General features: G+C 55.5%; 16 protein-coding genes. 8 read left to right on the top strand and 8 right to left on the bottom strand.

The genetic code is table 11. The features are described 5' to 3' along the window. Window positions 1-58: 58 nt before the first annotated feature. Window positions 59-946 carry a threonine/homoserine exporter RhtA gene (rhtA, locus tag PYR66_15940; GenBank protein ID WEF26799.1) on the bottom strand — a complete coding sequence of 296 codons (888 nt, stop codon included), beginning with the start codon at window positions 944-946 and terminating at the stop codon, window positions 59-61. Window positions 947-1,300: 354 nt separating this feature from the next. Between rhtA and ompX the strand changes: the two genes are divergently transcribed. Beyond that, window positions 1,301-1,816, top strand: a complete 516-nt coding sequence (gene ompX, locus PYR66_15935; protein ID WEF26798.1) for an outer membrane protein OmpX — start codon at window positions 1,301-1,303, stop codon at window positions 1,814-1,816. Window positions 1,817-1,916: 100 nt separating this feature from the next. On the opposite strand, the gene PYR66_15930 is transcribed toward ompX, so the two are convergent. After that, window positions 1,917-3,494 (bottom strand): phosphoethanolamine transferase, encoded by a 1,578-nt coding sequence (locus PYR66_15930; GenBank protein WEF26797.1) that lies wholly within the window; start codon window positions 3,492-3,494, stop codon window positions 1,917-1,919. 268 nt (window positions 3,495-3,762) lie between these two features. Next, window positions 3,763-3,888: a manganase accumulation protein MntS gene (mntS, locus tag PYR66_15925; GenBank protein WEF26796.1), complete on the bottom strand. Its 126-nt coding sequence runs from the start codon at window positions 3,886-3,888 to the stop codon at window positions 3,763-3,765. Between the two features lie 185 nt (window positions 3,889-4,073). On the opposite strand from mntS, the gene mntR reads away from it, so the two are divergent. The 5 genes from mntR (at window position 4,074) to PYR66_15900 (ending at window position 9,118) form a co-directional block, all read left to right on the top strand. Beyond that, on the top strand, window positions 4,074-4,541 hold the full coding sequence (gene mntR, locus PYR66_15920) for a manganese-binding transcriptional regulator MntR (GenBank protein WEF26795.1): 468 nt from the start codon (window positions 4,074-4,076) through the stop codon (window positions 4,539-4,541). After that, on the top strand, window positions 4,538-5,650 hold the full coding sequence (locus PYR66_15915) for an anion transporter (protein WEF26794.1): 1,113 nt from the start codon (window positions 4,538-4,540) through the stop codon (window positions 5,648-5,650). The genes mntR and PYR66_15915 overlap by 4 nt, the downstream gene beginning before the upstream one ends. Window positions 5,651-5,757: 107 nt before the next feature. Then, window positions 5,758-6,798, top strand: coding sequence for an aldo/keto reductase (locus PYR66_15910; GenBank protein ID WEF26793.1), 1,041 nt, complete (start codon window positions 5,758-5,760; stop codon window positions 6,796-6,798). Between the two features lie 157 nt (window positions 6,799-6,955). Continuing rightward, entirely contained in the window at window positions 6,956-8,332 is a 1,377-nt protein-coding gene (locus tag PYR66_15905) for a glycoside hydrolase family 1 protein (protein WEF26792.1), read from the top strand. A 69-nt stretch (window positions 8,333-8,401) separates the two neighbouring features. Then, window positions 8,402-9,118 (top strand): GntR family transcriptional regulator, encoded by a 717-nt coding sequence (locus PYR66_15900; GenBank protein ID WEF26791.1) that lies wholly within the window; start codon window positions 8,402-8,404, stop codon window positions 9,116-9,118. Window positions 9,119-9,233: 115 nt separating this feature from the next. Here the strand turns inward: PYR66_15900 and ldtB are convergent, their stop codons facing one another. Both ldtB and PYR66_15890 read right to left on the bottom strand, forming a co-directional pair. Next, window positions 9,234-10,148 (bottom strand): L,D-transpeptidase, encoded by a 915-nt coding sequence (ldtB, locus tag PYR66_15895; GenBank protein WEF26790.1) that lies wholly within the window; start codon window positions 10,146-10,148, stop codon window positions 9,234-9,236. A gap of 198 nt (window positions 10,149-10,346) precedes the next feature. Further along, window positions 10,347-11,129, bottom strand: a complete 783-nt coding sequence (locus tag PYR66_15890; protein ID WEF26789.1) for a tyrosine-protein phosphatase — start codon at window positions 11,127-11,129, stop codon at window positions 10,347-10,349. 179 nt (window positions 11,130-11,308) lie between these two features. Here PYR66_15890 and PYR66_15885 point away from each other — a divergent pair, with 179 nt between their 5' ends. Then, a complete protein-coding gene (locus PYR66_15885) occupies window positions 11,309-12,901 on the top strand; it encodes an ABC-F family ATPase (GenBank protein ID WEF26788.1) in 1,593 nt (530 codons plus the stop codon). 224 nt (window positions 12,902-13,125) lie between these two features. Here the strand turns inward: PYR66_15885 and PYR66_15880 are convergent, their stop codons facing one another. Together PYR66_15880 and PYR66_15875 are read right to left on the bottom strand one after the other, a co-directional pair. After that, complete coding sequence (locus PYR66_15880) at window positions 13,126-15,489, bottom strand: glycoside hydrolase family 31 protein (protein WEF26787.1); 2,364 nt, start codon at window positions 15,487-15,489, stop codon at window positions 13,126-13,128. Between the two features lie 15 nt (window positions 15,490-15,504). Further along, the gene (locus PYR66_15875) at window positions 15,505-16,806 is read right to left on the bottom strand and encodes an MFS transporter (protein WEF26786.1); all 1,302 of its coding nucleotides are present in this window, start codon (window positions 16,804-16,806) and stop codon (window positions 15,505-15,507) included. 299 nt (window positions 16,807-17,105) lie between these two features. Here PYR66_15875 and PYR66_15870 point away from each other — a divergent pair, with 299 nt between their 5' ends. Continuing rightward, window positions 17,106-18,179 (top strand): LacI family DNA-binding transcriptional regulator, encoded by a 1,074-nt coding sequence (locus PYR66_15870; GenBank protein WEF26785.1) that lies wholly within the window; start codon window positions 17,106-17,108, stop codon window positions 18,177-18,179. Here PYR66_15870 and PYR66_15865 read toward each other — a convergent pair. Continuing rightward, complete coding sequence (locus tag PYR66_15865; GenBank protein WEF26784.1) at window positions 18,176-19,441, bottom strand: DUF1479 domain-containing protein; 1,266 nt, start codon at window positions 19,439-19,441, stop codon at window positions 18,176-18,178. The genes PYR66_15870 and PYR66_15865 overlap by 4 nt on opposite strands. Window positions 19,442-19,565: the final 124 nt, after the last annotated feature.

The raw sequence follows: 19,565 nt of genomic DNA, 5'->3' as shown, positions 1-19,565 counted from the left end.
TGGTTGAACTCAGTGGCGTTAGCCCACACTGGCTGTGGGTTAACGCAGTAATAGAATACTAATTGATATCCACTTTCTCGATTTTGCATTGCCGCTGCATGGTGAGCGTCGAGCCCATCGAGGCTATAATAATCGCTCCCAGCGCCAGGGTTTGGGTCAGGGTGAGCGTTTCGCCGAGGAACACCATGCCCGACAGCGCCGCCAGCGCCGGTTCCATGCTCATCAGCGTGCCGAAGGTGCGGGTTGGCATGCGTGTCAGGGCGATCATTTCTAACGAGTAGGGCAGCGCGGTTGATAAGATGGCGATGCCTAGTCCCAGCGGCAGCAGCGACCACTGTAGCAGCGTGTCACTGGCCTGTATTACGCCGATCGGCACAAAGATCACCGCGGCAATCAGCGACCCCATCGCGACCGTGGCCGGGCCATGTTCTTCCCCGGCGCGCTGGCCAGTAAGAATATAGACAGCCCAAAACGCGCCTGCGCCGAGCGCGAACAACGCGCCGACCAGATCCACCTGACCGACGTTCTGCCCCAGCGGCAGCAGGAACCATAACCCCAGTACCGCCAATGCGACCCAGACGAAATCCAGCGGGCGGCGCGAACCGAACAGCGCAACCGCCAACGGCCCGGTGAACTCCAACGCGACCGCCACGCCGAGCGGGATGCGCTGCAGCGATAAATAAAAGAGATAGTTCATCGCCCCCAGCGCCACGCCGTAAAAGAACAGCGGCAACCGCTGCTGCGGGGCAAAGCGCAATCGCCACGGTTTGAAAATAACCACTAAAATTAAAGTACCGAGCGTCAGGCGCAGGGCGGTCACGCCCGGCGCGCCAACCAGCGGGAAGAGGGATTTTGCCAGCGATGCGCCGCTCTGAATGGAGACCATCGCTATCAAAATAACCAGTATCGGCAACCACGCCGGAACTTTACGGGACGAGCCGGGCATCCTTTCTCCTGTCAGGGTTTGTCAAAAAGAGGTAAAGGTTCCAGTGTACTGGAATTACCCGGTAACGGTTTAGCGATTGTTGAAAAAAGAGGGTGGAAAAACAGTACAATGGCGTAAAATGAGTGCGGGAATGTTCTTCCCGATTAAGAATTATCTGGATGCGCGGCTTGCGCGAGCGGCGATAGTTAAACGTTTTTTGATAAAAAAGCGATTGTTTTCCAGATTGTTACGAAATCGTGGAAACTTTTTCTTACATGAAAAAGTATGTTAGACAATGTAAAGTCAAAAGAGTTTCCCAAAAGTTTTTGATATATTTAAGACTTAGGACTTATTAGAAACACATTTGAGGTGGTTATGAATAAAATTGCACGTCTTTCAGCACTGGCCGTTGTTCTGGCTGCATCCGTAGGTACTACTGCTTTCGCTGCAACTTCTACCGTTACCGGTGGTTACGCTCAGAGCGACATGCAGGGTAAAGCGAACAAAGCAGGCGGCTTCAACCTTAAGTACCGTTACGAGCAAGATAACAGCCCGCTGGGTGTTATCGGTTCCTTCACCTACACCGAAAAAGACAACACCAGCAACGGTACTTACAACAAAGGTCAGTACTATGGCATCACCGCTGGTCCGGCTTACCGTCTGAACGACTGGGCGAGCATCTACGGTGTGATTGGTCTGGGTTACGGTAAATTCCAGAACAACGACTTCCCGAACCATAAATCCGACATGAGCGACTACGGTTTCTCTTACGGTGCAGGTCTGCAGTTCAACCCGATCGAAAACGTTGCCCTGGACTTCTCCTACGAGCAGTCTCGCATTCGTAGCGTTGACGTTGGTACCTGGATCGCGGGTGTTGGTTACCGCTTCTAATCACTTCGGTGATATAAAAAATCCGCCTCAAGGGGCGGATTTTTTTTGTCTGCGATTCGCTTATCAAAAAGGCTGCTCTGTACAGAACGGTCTTTTTTGGCTAGTTGAGGGTGAACTCGTCGCTGCCAAGATGGTTGTAGTCGACTTTCTGCAACTGGAAGTTGGTGATATACACCTGCCCGGCCTTCTGCTCGGAGACAAAACGGTAGCGTGGGGTAATTTCCTGCGCGCTGATGCCGGTCCATTGCGAGAAAAAGCTTAAGAAATCATTCGCCGAACGACGGGCTTTGACTATCTTATGCGCCTTATCATCGCTGGAGAGCACCATAAACGGCACCTGGAAGTTCTGCTGATATTTGTCATCATGCGCCAGATATTGCACTGCTTTACCGCGTTCTTTAAACGCCAGACCATGATCGGAAAAATAGGTGAGCGAGAAAGTGCTACCGGAATTTTGCAGTTGACCATAGAGCTTTGCCAGCAGCGTATCGGTTTGCGTTACGCTGTAGAGATAGCATGAGGTCTCTTTTGACTGCACAAAGGTCGTGTACTTGCCTTTAGTGCGATCGCAGGCTTGCGGGTGCGATCCCATCAGATGCAGCACGATCAGCTGCGGCTGGCTGCGTTCTGCCGTCAGTACCTGCTCAGTCAGCTTAAGCAGCTGTTCGTCCTGGGTGTTTTTATTGGCTTCGAAATCGCCGTTTTTCAGGAACTGCACCTCATCGGCGCGTTTGGCGATGCTGGCGATGGCGGTGTCATACTCGCCAATCTGCCCCTGATTAGAGAACCACCAGGTCTGGAAGCCCGCACGATTAGCGAGGGTGACAAAGTTATCCTGATACTGGGGTTTACCATCAACGACCCGGTTGAGGGTTAACCCGAGTGACTTCTGCGTCGATCCGCTGGCGGCTATGTAGTTATTGAACAGATAGCCGTTGACCGAACTGGCGAATGGCGTGTTATCCCAGTGGCCGCCGAAGGCGCCGAGCGCATCGCGGCGCGCGCTTTCGCCTATCACCACCACATACAGATGGTACTTCGGCTTCACTGCCAGTACGTGCCAGCTATCCTTCATGTTCGCCAGTTGCGTCATCCGCGCCTGTTCATCCAGCACTTCATTGTTGTTGACCACCACGTCCTTGACGAAGCGTACTGCGGGGTAGCCGCTATCGATCGCTTTAAAGACGCCGCCCCAGGCGAGGTTCTGGATCGGCTGCAGGAAGAAAATGCCGATGGTAAACAGCAGCCCCAGATATTCCAGTTTCCCAAGGCGTGCTGGCGCCTGCGGTTTACGCCGACACGCAATCACCCCGAGAGCGAAGATAAACACCGCCAGCAAATAGTTGTACCACGGGAAGATGGTGAGAATTTCCGTCGATTCTTCAACGTTAGTCGCATGCAGCGCCAGCAGGGTGTTGAAGTTCGGCGCGCCATAAGCCTGGCCGAAAGGATAGTACATGGCGGCCAGCAGCGAATAGATCCCGACCACCACTTTTTGCACGCGCGGGAAAGTACGCCACAGCAGATGGAGTACGCAGGTAAACGCGACGGTATATAACAGGCTAAATTCGTAGCCGAGCGCGAGATTAATCAGTAAGGACTGTAAAAAGTAGAATCCTGTCCACGGGTTCAGGGCCAGTCTGCGGGCAGCCAGCGTTTCTTTCAGAGTGACATTCATATTTTGTAATCAACAAGACGCCATGTTCGTCCCCTGGCATCAAGGGGTAAAACCTGCTGGACAGTGCGTGAAGAGGGTCTCTGCGAGCCGCAGTAGTGGCAGGGCTGACAAACGATAGGGCCTATGGATGGTAAGGTCAACTGTTCATAACAGATTGTTTTGCGAGGGTGCTTACAAAACTTGAAAAAAAAGCGGAGAGATAAGGCGAACCGGGTAGATTAGCGGGGGAAAATGACAGAAAAATGAAGCGGCGCACCGCGACGCCGCGTTAGTGATTAGGTTTGTCCTGCTGCGGTTTGCCGTTGATCATATCGCACAACATGCCGATCAGCATTAAGCGTACTTTAAAGGGTGAATGGCTAAACACGTGTAAGCACCTCTTGAATTCGTTCATCGTGATTCCTCCTGCGTTTTCGCTCCGTCAGTCCTTGATGGATGTTTGCATTACATACAGATATAGCACAGGCTATATTTTATAGCTATGGCTAAAACGTTAATTTTTTGTGCTACGGGCGCAATCCATTACAATGTGGATCCTGTTATATGATGCTTGACGCGTCACACGAATGAGGAAGCACAATGAACCGTCGCGCAGGTAAGCCCATAACTAAAAAAGTGACGCAGCTAGTTAATGTCGAAGAGCACGTTGAAGGGTTTCGTCAGGTGCGTGAAGCGCATCGTCGCGAACTGATTGACGATTATGTGGAGCTGATTTCCGATCTGATCCGCGAAGTGGGAGAAGCGCGCCAGGTGGATATGGCCGCGCGTCTTGGCGTTTCACAGCCGACAGTCGCGAAAATGCTCAAGCGTCTGGCAAGCGTTGGGTTGATCGAACAGATCCCGTGGCGCGGAATATTTTTAACCCCGGAAGGGGAAAAGCTGGCCCATGAAAGCCGCGAGCGCCATCAGATCGTGGAAAACTTCCTGCTGGCGATTGGCGTAAGCCAGGACATCGCCCGCCGCGATGCAGAAGGGATGGAGCATCACGTCAGCGAAGAGACGTTGGCGCAATTTAAGCTGTTTACTGAGAGATTACACGGAGAATGAGTCTCCCCTTTGTGCAGTCGCTGGCTCGCGACCGTTTCCTGCATTTGCTACTGATTATCGCCATAATCCTCAGCCTGTTTGTCCCTTTTGCGCCGCAGCGCTGGGGACAGGCTATCGACTGGCATACTATCATCACGCTCAGTGGGCTCATGTTGCTGACCAAAGGGATTGAACTGAGTGGCTATTTTGATGTGCTGGGGCGCAAAATGGCGCGCCGTTTCGTCACTGAACGCCAGTTGGCCATCTTTATGGTATTGGCCGCCGCCTTGCTCTCGACCTTCCTCACTAACGACGTGGCGCTGTTCATCGTCGTACCGCTCACCCTGACGTTGAAAAAATGGTGCGCCATTCCGGTGAACCGGCTGATTATCTTTGAAGCGCTGGCGGTGAATGCGGGGTCCCTGTTAACGCCCATCGGTAATCCACAGAATATTTTATTGTGGGGACGTTCCGGTCTCTCTTTCCCGGCTTTTATCGGCCAGATGCTACCGCTGGCGGCGGTCATGATGCTCACGTTGTTGGTGCTGTGCTGGTGCTGTTTTCCCACTGCACGGCTACAGTATCAAAGTCGTGATAAAACGCCGGAGTGGCGGCCGAAGCTGGTATGGAGCTGTCTGGCGTTGTACCTCATCTTCCTGGCGGCGCTGGAGATGAAGCAGGAGCTGTGGGGATTAGCGCTCATTACCGTCGGCTTCCTGTTGCTGGCGCGGGCGGTGATCGTCAATGTCGACTGGTCTCTGCTACTGGTGTTTATGGCGATGTTTATCGACGTTCACCTGCTGACTCAGTTGCCGGTGCTGCAACAGTGGCTGAATGGCGTCGCTCAACTCTCCTCCGGCGGGTTATGGCTGACGGCGATAGGTTTGTCGCAGATTATCAGTAATGTGCCGTCAACCATTCTGTTGCTCAACTATGTGTCGCCAACCGCGCTGTTAGCCTGGGCGGTGAATATCGGCGGTTTTGGTCTGTTGCCCGGCTCGCTGGCTAACCTGATTGCGCTGCGGATGGCCGGCGACCGCCGTATCTGGTGGCGATTCCATCTCTATTCCATTCCATTGCTCATCTGGGCGGCGTTCATTGGTTACGCCATGCTCGCGCTGTGGCGCTGATTTTCAGAGAATTGGGCAAGAAACAGGCAGGAACACCCCATTCGCGATAACGAGGCTCGGGCTATAACTATCTGGCTGACGTTAATCATCCGAATGAGGACACTCCTATGCGTTATCAAAAACTGGGAAATACCGGCCTGTTTGTTTCTGAGCTGTGCCTTGGCACCATGACCTTTGGCGGCGAAGAGGGCATGTGGGGGAAAATCGGCCAGCTGCGCCAGGCGGAAGCGGAACAGCTGGTGGGCCGCGCGCTGGACGCGGGCATCAACTTTATCGACACCGCCAATGTCTACTCCGAAGGACGCTCCGAGGAAATTACCGGCCAGGCGCTGAAGAATCTGAAGATACCGCGTGAAAACGTAATCGTGGCCACCAAAGTGTTTGGCGAAACCGGCACGGCGGGCGTGAACTCGCGCGGCAGTTCTCGTTTTCACATCATGGGTAGCGTGAAAGACAGCCTGCGCCGCCTGCAGCTTGATCATATCGATCTCTATCAATTGCATGGTTTCGATCCGGCTACCCCAATCGAAGAGACGCTGTCAGCGCTGGATACCCTGGTGCAACAGGGACACGTGCGCTATATCGGCGTGTCTAACTGGGCGGCCTGGCAAATTGCGAAAGCGCTGGGTATTTCTGAACGTCTTGGCCTCTCCCGTTTTGCTTCGTTACAGGCTTACTACACCATTGCCGGACGCGATCTGGAGCGTGAACTGGTGCCGATGATGCAAAGTGAGGGTCTCGGCTTGATGGTCTGGAGCCCGCTGGCAGGCGGCCTGCTGAGTGGTAAATATAGCCGTGAAGGGCAGGCGGAAACAGGTGGCCGCCGTCTGGCGTTTGACTTCCCACCAGTGAATAAAGACCGCGCATTTGACTGCATCGACGTGATGCGGGCGATAGCCGAGGCGAAAGGCGTCTCAGTGGCGCAGGTTGCGTTGGCATGGCTGCTGCATCAGCCGGCGGTGAGCAGCGTGATTATCGGCGCCAAACGAGCCGAACAGCTGAACGACAATATTGCCGCGACGACTATCCGCCTGAACGAAGAAGAGCTGCGTCAGCTTGATGCGATCAGCGCGCTGCCGCGCGAGTATCCGGGCTGGATGCTGGAACGGCAGGGCGAATACCGCCGCAATCAGCTCGACGCGCAATAAAGGTCGTGCCTACCTGAATAAAAGGATCGCAGTAACGGCGATCCTTTTTTATTTGTTCGGCTCACAGAAAACGATCCCCGGCTTTGCTTAAGACGTCGCTTTTCTGTATATGACTAGTCATAATATTTAAATGACTAGTCATATACAGGAACGAACCATGAAAGACACACTACCGGCGGATTTTTTATGGGGCAATTCGGTCTCCAGCATGCAGACGGAAGGGGCGTGGAACGAGGGCGGCAAGGGGATGTCGGTATATGATATCCGTGAACCGGCGGAGTTCGCCTCGGACTGGAAGGTGGCGACCGATTCCTATCATCGCTTTCGCGAAGATTTCGACTTGATGCAGGATCTCGGCATGAACTGCTACCGTTTCCAGATTGCCTGGAGCCGTGTCTGCCCTGAGGGGGATGGCGCGTTCAATGAAGAGGGGATCGCGTTTTATCACCAGTTTATTGACGAGCTTATTGCCCGCGGCATCGAGCCCATGATTTGCCTGTATCACTTCGATATGCCGCTCTCGCTGGCAGAGCGCTACAACGGTTTTACCGACCGCCGGGTAATGGATGCTTTTATTCGCTACGGTCAGAAAATGATCGACTGTTATGGCGATAAGGTGAAGTATTGGCTGACCTTCAATGAACAGAATTTATATCATTCACCGGAAGCCTTCCTGATCACCGGCTACCTGCGCGGTGAAAAAACGCTGCGCGAGCTTTACCAGATCCAGCATCACGTGATGATGGCGCATGTCCATCTGACCCACTATCTGCATCAGGCGAAACCGCAGTGTCTGATGGGCGGGATGCTGGCCCACGCGCTGGTGTACCCGGCGACCTGTAAACCGCGCGATATACTCTGCGCCCAGCAATTGGACGAGTTTTTAAACCAGAACCTGTTGCGCGCCTATGCGGGCGAGGGTTACAGCCCGGAGGTGATGCATTTTGTCGCCCGCGAAGGGTTTAACGATATCTACCGTGCTGAAGATCTTGCGCTGATGGCGACGGTGAAGGTCGATTATCTGGCCTTCAGCTACTACGCCAGCCGGGCGTTGGATAGCGATGCTATTCCGCAGGGGACGCCGGTAAACAACTATATGTTGTTTGGCAACCTGGATAACCCTTACCTGAAAGCGACCGAGTGGAACTGGCAGATCGATCCTCTGGGGTTTCGCATGATCATTACTCGCTATTACAACGACTGGCGCCTGCCGGTATTCCCGATTGAAAACGGCATCGGGGTGATTGAATCCTGGGATGGCGAGAACCCGGTTGCCGATGATTACCGTATTGCTTACCACCGCGACCATATCAACGCCATGAAAGCGGCGATGTTTGAGGACGGCGCGCAGGTGATCGGCTATCTCGGTTGGGGATTAATCGATATTCTTAGCTCGCAGGGCGATATGCGTAAGCGCTACGGCGTGGTGTACGTCAACCGCGAAAACCACGATCTGAAGGATCTCAAGCGGGTGCCGAAGAAAAGCTATGCCTGGCTGAAGCGGGTGATTCATAGCAACGGTGACGAGATGTAACCGCGGTATCGGCGGGCAGTTGGTGTATGCTGCCCGCTAGCCACTCACAGAATTGAAAAGGACCGGGGAATGACGGCGAAGTACCTTAATATCGCGCGGGAAATTAAAAAGCGGATCATTAGCCAGCAGTATCCTGCCAGCGCGCCGTTACCCGACCAGTTCGCGCTGGCGGCGGAGTTCAACACCAGCCGGATGACCATTCAGCAGGCGATGCGTCAGCTGATCGTCGAAGGGCTGATCTATACCCGCAAAGGGCAGGGCACCTTTGTACGTAAAAATTTCCTGCAGTTGTCGCAGTGGGAATTGCCCGGTAGCGATTATTTTGGCGCCACCAAAACCTGGGAACATCTGGGCGAGGTACACAGCGAAGTGGTGCGCTTTGAGCTGCGCTTTCCCGACGAGAAGGAGCAGAGTTCGCTGCTGATCGACGCTGATGCGCCGGTGTATGACTTTGTGCGCCTGCGGTTGCTCAACGGTGAGCCGGTATCGCTGGATTTGACGGTCATGCCGGTGGCGCTGGTGCCGGGGCTAAATAAAAGCCATCTTGAAAGCTCGGTATTTCGCTACGTGCAGGAGACGTTGGGGCTGAAGCTGATGGGATCGTATCGCGTCGTTCGGGCGATGAAACCGGATGAGCTGGATAAAAGACATCTTAATTGCGAGCCCACCGACCCGATACTGGAGGTTGAGCAGGTTATCTACCTGGAAGACGGTACACCGCTGGAGTACGCGCACTGCCATTATCGCTACGATCATGGCGGAGTTATTCTGGTGAATAACGGCTAGCCCGGAAACTTCCTCTGCTGGCACTGCTGTCTGGTAGCCCGGGAATCTTCCCCGCTGGCGCGCAGGTAAAAAAATGGCGGGCACCAGGCCCGCCATTTTTATGGAGTTGCTGAACTTAGTTCAGGCGCACCGGCATCCCGGAGCGGTTCTGAATCGCCTGATCCATTACGCTCTGGTCAACGTCAGATTGGCTGGTCACTGCCTGCACCGCTTGGGTCAGGCTAATCGGCACGATTTCGCCGCCCTTAAACTGCGCTTCGGTGGTCGACAGCGGGTTATGAACTTCGATATAACGGCTGCCATCTGGTTCGCTGGTCGCTTTAACCGGCTCATCGATAAACTGCACGCGGGTGCCGACCGGCACGCTATCGAACAGGAATTTGATGTCTTCGTTACGCAGACGCACGCAGCCATGGCTTACGCGCAGGCCGATACCGAAGTTGGCATTGGTGCCGTGGATCGCATACAGACGGCCGATGTACAGCGCGTACAGGCCCATCGGGTTATCCGGGCCAGCCGGTACGACTGCCGGCAGCGGGTTGCCTTCTGCTGCGTATTCCGCATGCATTTTCGCGGTAGGGGTCCAGGTCGGGCCCGCTTTCTTACGTTCAACTTTGGTGGTCCAGTTGATCGGCGTATCTTTGCCTAACTGGCCGATACCGATCGGCAGCACGATCACGGTGTTGGTGCCTTTCGGGTAGTAGTACAGACGCATTTCGGCGCTGTTGATCACGATACCTTCATGCACGGTATCCGGCAGAATCAGCTGCTGAGGGATGTTCAGCACGGTACCGCCTTTTGGCAGGTAGGTATCCACGCCCGGGTTCGCTTCCAGCATGTTGGACAGGCCCATCTGATACTTGGCAGCAAAATATTCCAGCGGCTGTTTATTGTCGTCTGGAATGGTGATGACCTGGTTCTGGCCAATCAGACGGCTGCCATCGGTCGGCAGAGGATATGTGACAGCTGAAGCTGTGTTGCAAAAGCCCACGATGGCGAAGGCTGCCGCTAAGAGTGTCGATAATTTCATATTCTTTATGTCGTGCGCGGTGTCAACGCCACACGGGCCTTGTTAGATAATCAGATAGTAGATGGGAGCGCATTATATGTGCTTTCCGACAAACAGGTAAATCAGATGTGTACGAAATCACAATTTTTTCCTGTTGCTAAATAGTGTAGTGCGTTGCGCGCCGCTTTCGCAGCAAATCGTGTCGTTATCAACAACGCGCTACTCTTCCAGCAGACGGGCCTGCAGTGCCTCGCGCGCCTGCGGCGTCAGGTTATATTCCTGCTCCAGCCAGACGTTAACGTTGCCATAACGCTGTTCAATACTGGAAAGCGCCGCGGCGAGATAGGACTCCTGGACGGTCATGATTTCCGCGAGGTTTTTACGTCCGTTATCGTCGAGTCCGTCGCCGAAAGCGTCGATCAGGAATCCCTCGACCTGAGCCAGCATCCCCTGGGTCAGCAGATACTCTTCCATCACCGTATGGCTATCACAGCCGAGCGCGAACAGCGTCAGGGCGCAGCCGACGCCGGTACGGTCTTTGCCGACCGCGCAGTGCTGTAGTAAGGCGCCGTCGAAGGGCTCCATCAACCACTGGGTCAGTTGCCGATAGGCGGCATTATCAAACGGCAACTGGCGATAGAGTTGTAGCATAAACTGCTCGCCGTCCATGGTGTTCAGCGTCGCGGCGTTAAATTCGGTCACCTTAGCATTGACGTTGCTTGCGAGCGGATTAGCCGGGGCGTTGAGGTAATGGGCCTCGTTGTTCAACCGATCGGGGCTGCGGTTGACCTCAACCGGGTCGCGGTAGTCCAGCACCCGGCTCAGCGGAATGGCGCTGAGCCGGCTGAGATCATCCGTGGTCATGTTATGCAGCGAGCCGGATCGCAGCAGTTTTCCCGGGCGTACGCGGCGGCCATCGGCGGCGCGTTGGCCGCCGAGGTCGCGAAAATTGATGCCGCCTTGAAGCGCGATAAAGGCAGGATGCCTGGTGCGGGTGGTCATAAATTCCCTCTGAAGTACGGATAATTATTATGCATTAGTAATCGGTCATTTTGCGGTAAAGCCCTGACCATAGCATAGTTATCGGCGAGCTTTTTACCGCAGGCCGTGAAAAGTGAACCATTTGCTGGCATAATGTCTGGTTCATCACATCCCTCATTCTCTATTTTCAGGATATCCTCGTGCTAGTATCCAGCAACGTCACCATGCAGTTTGGCAGTAAGCCGCTGTTTGAAAACATCTCCGTCAAATTTGGCGGCGGTAACCGCTACGGCCTGATTGGCGCCAACGGCAGCGGTAAATCCACCTTTATGAAGATCCTCGGCGGCGATCTCGAGCCGACGCTGGGCAACGTTTCTCTCGACCCGAACGAGCGCATTGGTAAGCTGCGTCAGGATCAGTTCGCCTTCGAAGCGTTCACCGTGCTGGATACGGTTATCATGGGCCACGGTGAGCTGTGGGAAGTGAAACAGGAGCGCGATCGCATCTACGGTCTGGCCGAAATGAGCGAAGAAGATGGCTACAAAGTCGCTGACCTGGAAGTGACCTACGGCGAAATGGATGGCTATTCGGCGGAAGCGCGTGCGGGCGAACTGCTGCTCGGCGTGGGTATTCCTGTTGAGCAACATTACGGTCCGATGAGCGAAGTTGCGCCGGGCTGGAAACTGCGTGTCCTGCTGGCGCAGGCGCTGTTCTCAAATCCGGACATCCTGCTGCTCGATGAACCGACGAACAACCTGGACATCGATACCATTCGCTGGCTGGAGCAGGTGCTGAACGAGCGCGACAGCACCATGATCATCATTTCGCATGACCGTCACTTCCTGAACATGGTCTGCACCCACATGGCGGATCTGGACTACGGTGAACTGCGCGTCTATCCGGGCAACTACGACGAGTACATGACCGCAGCGACCCAGGCGCGCGAGCGTTTGCTGGCCGATAACGCCAAGAAAAAAGCGCAAATTGCCGACCTGCAGTCCTTCGTCAGCCGTTTTAGCGCCAACGCGTCTAAATCCCGTCAGGCGACGTCTCGCGCCCGTCAGATTGATAAAATCAAGTTGGATGAAGTCAAAGCCTCCAGCCGTCAGAACCCGTTCATTCGCTTCGAGCAGGATAAGAAACTGTTCCGTAATGCGCTGGAAGTGGAAGCGCTGGCGAAAGGTTTTGAGAACGGCCCGCTGTTCAAAGGGGTTAACCTGCTGCTGGAAGTCGGCGAGAAGCTGGCGGTACTGGGGACCAACGGCGTCGGTAAATCGACCATGCTGAAAACCCTGGTTGGCGAACTGGAAGCGGACAACGGCACCATTAAGTGGTCCGAAAACGCCCGCATCGGCTACTACGCGCAGGATCATGCCGAAGATTTCGAGAACGACCTGACGGTCTTCGACTGGATGAGCCAGTGGAAACAGGAAGGCGATGACGAACAGGCGGTACGTAGCATCCTCGGTCGTCTGCTGTTTAGCCAGGACGATATCAAGAAGCCAGCGAAAGTGCTGTCCGGTGGTGAGAAAGGGCGCATGCTGTTCGGCAAGCTGATGATGCAGAAACCAAACATCCTGGTGATGGACGAACCGACCAACCACCTGGATATGGAATCGATCGAATCGCTGAACATGGCGCTGGAGATGTATCAGGGCACGCTGATCTTCGTTTCCCACGACCGTGAGTTCGTGAGCTCGCTGGCGACTCGCGTGCTGGAGATCACCCCAGAACGCGTGATCGACTTCAGCGGTAACTACGAAGATTATCTGCGCAGCAAAGGTATCGAGTAACCCCTGTCCGTTACCCGGGTTCGGCTTACGCCTTACCCGGGCTACCAAACCGCACAGAATCGTAGCCCCGCTCAGCGCAGCGCGAGCGGGGAAACCCCGGGTGGCGCTACCGCTTACCCGGGCTACCAAACCGCAAAGTGCTGTAGCCCGGATTAGCGTAGCGCAATCCGGGAACATCATTAAACGTAGGCCGGGTCAGGCGCCGCCGCCGCCCGGCACATTGTTCAGAACGCCCACTCAGCCCCTTCAACACCATTCACCAGCAGTTGGCGTTTTTCTCCCGCCGGTAATGACAGTTTTAGCGTTTCCCACGCCGGGCGATACTTACCACGCGCATTGATCTTCAGGTTCACCTGAGTCGCGCTGCATACCATTTCCCACTCCAGCCATAGCGCGTCGTCCTCTTGATAACCCCAGCTTTCGCCATCATCTTCGAACAACAGACCTCGGGAAGTTCCTACGCCTTTCAGCGGGAATAGCCGCAGTTCGCGACGATCGTCTTGTTGTACATCAACGTGGCTGATGCGTTCACTAAGCGGCAGCCCGGCGCCAGCGCGTACCAGCAGCGGCAGCTTTTCCAACGGCGCATCAAGGGTTATCCACTGACCGCCGGCGAACCACTGATGGCTATAAAAGTCGTACCAGCCGTCCTGGTTATCCGGCAGCCATACCTGGCGCTGACGGGCGCCGGGCTCGACCACGCTTGCCACCAGCAGATCGCGGCCCAGCAGAAAATCATCGCATTCGGCAAAGGTCTGGGCATCGTGTTCATGATCGAGGAACGTCGGGCGCAACATGGGTTCATCGTCGGCATGCGCCTGCCACAGCAGGGTATACAGATACGGCAGCAGACGATAGCGCAGTTCGATGGCCGAGCGGATCGCCGGGGTGATTTCCGGGTACATCCAGGCTTCGTTCACCGTCTGGTCATCGTTCCACGAATGGATGGTAAAGCGCGGATGCATCACGCCGTTTTGCACCCAGCGGACGAACAGCTCCGGTTCTGGTTTATCGCCGGAGAAACCGCCGACGTCATGACCGACGTTAAACAGCCCGGACAGGCTCATGCCCAGTCCCATGCGGGTGTTATAGCGCAGGGTATCCCAACTGGTGCGGTTATCGCCGCTCCAGGTTTGCACGTAGCGCTGCATTCCGGCGCAACCGGAACGCGAGATAAGATACGGGCGTTTCTGCGGCGCAAAGCGCTGCTGGGCCTCCAGCGACGCGCGCATCATCAGCAGCGGCATCACCGGGCGAATATGTTTAATGGCGATTTCGTGGCCAAAGCCGTGGCAGCGCGCTTCACCGTCCCAGACCTCAAACTCGTTGTTATCGTTCCAGGTTGAGTCGATGCCCATCTCCAGCAATTGAGTGGTGACGCCCTCCTGCCACCAGGCAATGGTTTGCGGATTGGTGAAATCGAGGTTTGATCCTTCATCGTCCCAGAAGCTGGAGCGCTCCGGCGCATCGGTTTGCGAATCGCGAATAAAGAGTCCACGCTCCGCCACTTCGTTATAACGTGGGTGATCCTGCAGCAAGCACGGCTTGATATTCGCGGCCAGTTTTAAGCCAGCATCGTGGAATGCCTGGCTCATCACTTTCGGCTGCGGCACCTTGTCGTAGTTCCAGTTGAAGACATAACGCTTACCGTTAATCGAGGTATAGCCGGAAGAGAGCTGGAACGAGTCGCAGGGGATCGCATGTTGTTCGCACAGGCGAATGAAATTCATCAGCTGGTTTTGCGCATCCGGCGCATCGGTGTAGTGCATCGTCGAACCGCTGTAACCGAGACTCCATTTCGGCCCAAACAGGGTTTTACCGGTCAGGCGAACAAATGCTTTGGTGACATCCAGCACTCGTTTGCCGGTAAACAGGTAGTAATCGATATCGCCCGCTTCCGCCTGCCAGCGGCGATAGGCGGTGTGGTAGTTGTCGATTTCGTTGCCGAGATCCAGCCAGCAGCTGCTCAGGTTATCGTAAAACAGGCCGTAGCTGATATCGCTGCGCTGAGCAATGGTAAACGGGATATGTTTATACAGCGGGTCGGTGCTTACGGCGTTGTAGCCCATGGCATCAAGATTGCGCATCTCGTAGCGCTTACCGGTGCGTTGCAGGTCGCCGGCCTTTTCGCCCAGGCCATAGAAACGTTCATCTTTGCGGCGGCTTTGATAATGGGCGACGCCGTCGCCATGCGCATTCGCCAGGTAGGCGCTGGTGGGACGGTCATTGACCAGCGCCTGCCACTCACCGGCTTCGTCGCGATAGCTCCATTCCAGCCACAGCGGCTGATGAACGGTGACGCGCAGCTGACGGGTGGCGATGGTCAGCGTGTCGTCATGCCGGGTAAGCTGCCAGGCGGGGAGACTAAAACCGCTGATATCTTCACGCGAGCGACCTTCCCACGGCACGTCCTGCTGCGGAGCGATGCTCCAGGTGCGATCCAGCGCCAACTGGCCCTGACGCTTCAGTAGCACGCGGAACAGATTCTCTTCCAGAACGTACAGGCACAGGGTGTGCTGACCGTCGACGGTCAGCTCCACGTGGTGGTCCAGCTGTTGGTGCAAACTCCAGTGTTTCAGCGTCTTCATATTTTATATCCACTCTCAGGCGCGCTTGGCGCGACGTTCAGCAATAAATGTCACCAGGAAAACAGCGCCAATCAGGTCAAAGAAGCCCATGGCGATAAACAGCGGGTTGAAGCCAATTTTGTCGGCGGTCACCCCGATTAATAATGAGAACAGGAAGCTGGCGATCCACGCGGCAGACCCGCGCATGCCATTAACCGTCGCCATCTGCCCTTTATCAAAGGACTCCACCACCAGCGCGCTGAGCATGCAGGAGATGATCTGGTGGCCGAAACCGCCAATGGAGATCAGGACGATAGTGATATAGGGATCGCGGGTGATGGCGACGAGAGCCAGCGAAATCATCAGGAATGCGCCGGTCACCGAACTGGCGATCACCGAATTCACTCGCGTACAACCGAACCAGCGGACATACAGGCGGGTGAGGTAGCCGCTGACGACGCTGCCCAGGTCGGCGGCGAGGAACGGCAGCCAGGCGAACATGGCAATCTGCTTGAGATCCATTCCGTGCTCTTTCGCCAGGTACAGCGGCACCCAGAAGCTCAGAACCGCCCAGGCGGGTTCCGCCATAAAGGCTGGGATGGCGATACCGTAGAAACGTTTATTCTTCGAGACGGTCTTGAGGGCGGTGAAGAAGGGCAGTTTCACCGGCGGCGCTTCATTATCCTGCTTGATGAATTCCAGTTCGCTTTTGCCGAGATTCGGGTGCTTTTCCGGGTTTTGATAGAATATCCACCACAGTATCACCCACAGCAACGCCAGCACGCCGGTAAACATGAACGCGCCCTGCCAGCCGAAGGAGGCGTGAGCGAAGTAGATAATCGGCGGCGCCAGCATCGCGCCGATGGAGAAGCCGACGCCTGCCCAACCGGCGGCGATAGGTCGTTCCGATTTTGGGAACCACTCACCAATGGTTTTGGCGTTTGCCGGGGTAGCCGCTGCCTCAGCGCCGCCCATGAAGAAGCGCAAAATAGCCAGATGCAGCCAACTGCCAGCGCCAGCATGGGCGATACACGCCACCGCCCACAGGGTGGCGCAAATCATAAAGCCCAGTTTGAGACCGATAACATCGATAAGCCAGCCGCACAGCGGTTGGAAAATGGTGTAAGCCAGCTGAAAAGCGCCGACTATCCACGAGTATTGTTCGGTGGTGATGCCGAGGGTCGCTTTCAGCTCCGGGGCAATGATTCCCAGCGAGTTGCGGGTGATGTAGTTGACGGTGACGCCAAGTAAGAACAATACCAGCATCCACCAGCGCAGATTTTTTACTACACGCCGCGTTTTGCTGGCCGCCATATCGTTGTTGAGGCCTTGACTCATAGAACTCTCCACAAGATGTTTTGTAGGGGAAAGTGACGACCTCAATCCCTGGGCAGTCACGTAGTAGCGATAACTATTTGAATAATTTATTTTTATTCCAATATTCATTGGTATAACTAGTATGGAAGATATTGGACCAATTCAAACTAAGGGAGAATGGCGGTGGGCAATAGCGCTATTTGTGCAATTTTTTTCATCAAATGACGTAGTTCTCATAATTGATGAGAAAATTTGCTTGTTTAACAGGCTTTGTGGAGTATGAAAATTCTTTCATTTTCGAATCGGAGCTGGATCACAAAATGGACAAAAAGCTGCGCGTTGCCGAGATTGCCGCCCGTACCGGACTGTCGGCCAGCACGGTATCGAGAGTGTTAGCGGGCAAAGCGAATACCAGCGAAAAGGCGCGCCAGACGGTACTCACCTGCGCACGCGAACTTGGCGTGATGCAGGGGTTGGCCGCCGGGCGACTGCTGCTCAATAATCTGCTGGTCTTTGCGCCGCAGCGCGCCTTCGATGAACGTTCGGATATCTTCTATTACCGCGTGGTTCAGAGCATCAACAGCGCGCTTTCGCCGCATGAGGTACGTCTGCGCTACTGCGCGCTGGAAGAGAACGACAGCGATGCGAATCTGTTTCTTGCCCGCATGAATGAGACCGATACCCAGGCCGCCGTTTTGCTGGGGATTGACGATCCGCATATTCATGGCCTGGCGGCGGATCTCGGCAGGCCTTGCGTATTAATTAACTGCCGTGACGAGGCGATGCGCTTGCCATCGATTGCGCCGGACCATCGACTGATTGGCCAGTGCGCGGCCCGCTATCTGTTCGAGATGGGGCATCGGGCGGTGATGAACGTGATGTGCCTGCGTCGCTACACGATGGAGCTGCGGCTGGTGGGTATCAAGGAAGCGTGGCGGGCGCGTAACCTGCGCTTTACAGGCAGTCGCGACCTGATTAGCGTCGCCAACTTTAGCGCCAGAGAAACGGAAGAGCAGGTGGGCGCCTGGCTTGATGGGTTGCAGGGAAGACCGTTGCCGACGGCGTTTCTGGTGGGCGGCGATTTTATGGCCGCCGGTACCGTCAGCGCGCTGCAAAAGCGTGGTCTGCGTGTGCCGCAGGATGTCTCGGTGATGAGTATCGACGGTTTTAATCTGGCGGCGATTCAGGACGTGCCGCTGACGGCGGTGCATGTGCCGAGAGACGAACTGGGCAGCGAGGCAGTACATCTTCTGCAGCAACGTCTGCTGCGCCCGGAAGCGCCGCACGGTTCGCTACTGCTGCACGGCACACTGGTAGTGCGAGACTCCGTACGGCGGATACGGCCAGGTAAGAGCCATACCGCCGTTGAACAGCAAGGACTGTACGATGATTAAACCTTCATGCCTAATGCGCGCTTGCCGTAGCTATTGAGATCGTCGACGGTGAAGCGCATCTGCCAGTCACATTCATAATCCTCGCGCGGGAAATCCCCCGGTGAAGCGCCTTTTTCCAGCGCGACCTTCACCTTCTGCGCGTAGGCCAGGTTCTTTTCGCACATCGGCGCGGCGGGGATGTACATCACGTTGCCCCAGCCCTGTTGATTCTCCACCGGCGCCACCGAATGGATCACATCGCAGTGCCACCAGACGGAATCGCCGGCATTTAGCGCCGGAATCGAACTCAACGCCTTAATTAACAGGGGATGCCACTGCGCTGAAATAGGCAGTACCTTGCCTGGCGCGACGCCGCAGAGCTCATCTTCAGGTACATCGTCGAGCAGCGGGCGCAGCAGAACATAAGCCATCGCCTCCGGGATCGGCACCACGTGCAGCAGCCCCTGATCCGGGATCATATCGGACAGCGCGGTCCAGCCCTGGAAGGTACGGAAGACGGAACATTTGGTGGTGTTGTCGACGGTGTACTCTTCCACTTCGGTGCGATGTGCCGCGTCCCACGGATCATAAGCGTCGATATTGCCGTTAAAGACGTTGGCGAAAACCTGCTGATAGGCGGGCAGCAGCCAGCGCTCCAGCGCGCCGGAGTCGGTATGCGCGCCGAGCCCCTTCGAAGTAGTGCCTGGCGGACGGCGGCGAATGCGGTCCGGATAAATCACGCTGACGTCCGGATCGAACCAGCGCTTGCCGTCATGTTCAAAGCGCCACAGGCGGTTAAGGAAGGATTGTACCGCCGCCATTTCATCGCTCTGCCGCGCCTGCATTTGCGATGGCGACCAGTAGATCGGGTAGATCTCCGGGCGCGAGGCCTCCAGCGAACCGAAGAAGCTGTCACCGGGCCCCTTGTAGACATCGTCAAAATGGTTGAGGTCAAGGTATTCCAGCATCGCGTTATCCCACGCCAGCGCCTGCTCGCGCGGGTAGTGGCCTTTAATGACCGCGCAGCCGCGGCGCTTGACGGCTTCACGCTGGGCGTCGCTCACCTTTCCCTGGGCGATATCGCTGAACGGGATCGTTGGCCAGACTGGCTGACCAGCGGCCTTCAGGGCATCGATCTCTTGCAGGCGCTCGTTAATGCGCGCCGAGAGTGTGTCGAAGACCGCCTGGACATCGCCGATTTGCGCCCGCAGCGCTTGCTTCATCTGGCGAATTGCCGCTTTGTGATCGGCGGGTAATGCTTCGTGGGTCGGGAGAGCAGCCATAATAACCTCGCTGTATCTTTCATTCGAAAGTATTAAATCTTACAAACGTTAATTTAAGTTAAAATAAAGTTAATGCAAGTTTAAAATCATGCAGCGGCGCACAAAATAGAAAAGCCGGGGCGGA

This window comes from Klebsiella aerogenes (assembly GCA_029027985.1).
Lineage (GTDB): Bacteria > Pseudomonadota > Gammaproteobacteria > Enterobacterales > Enterobacteriaceae > Klebsiella > Klebsiella aerogenes_A.
The sequence above is the reverse complement of the archived record's forward strand: the minus strand, read 5'-3'. Positions and strand labels throughout refer to the sequence as shown.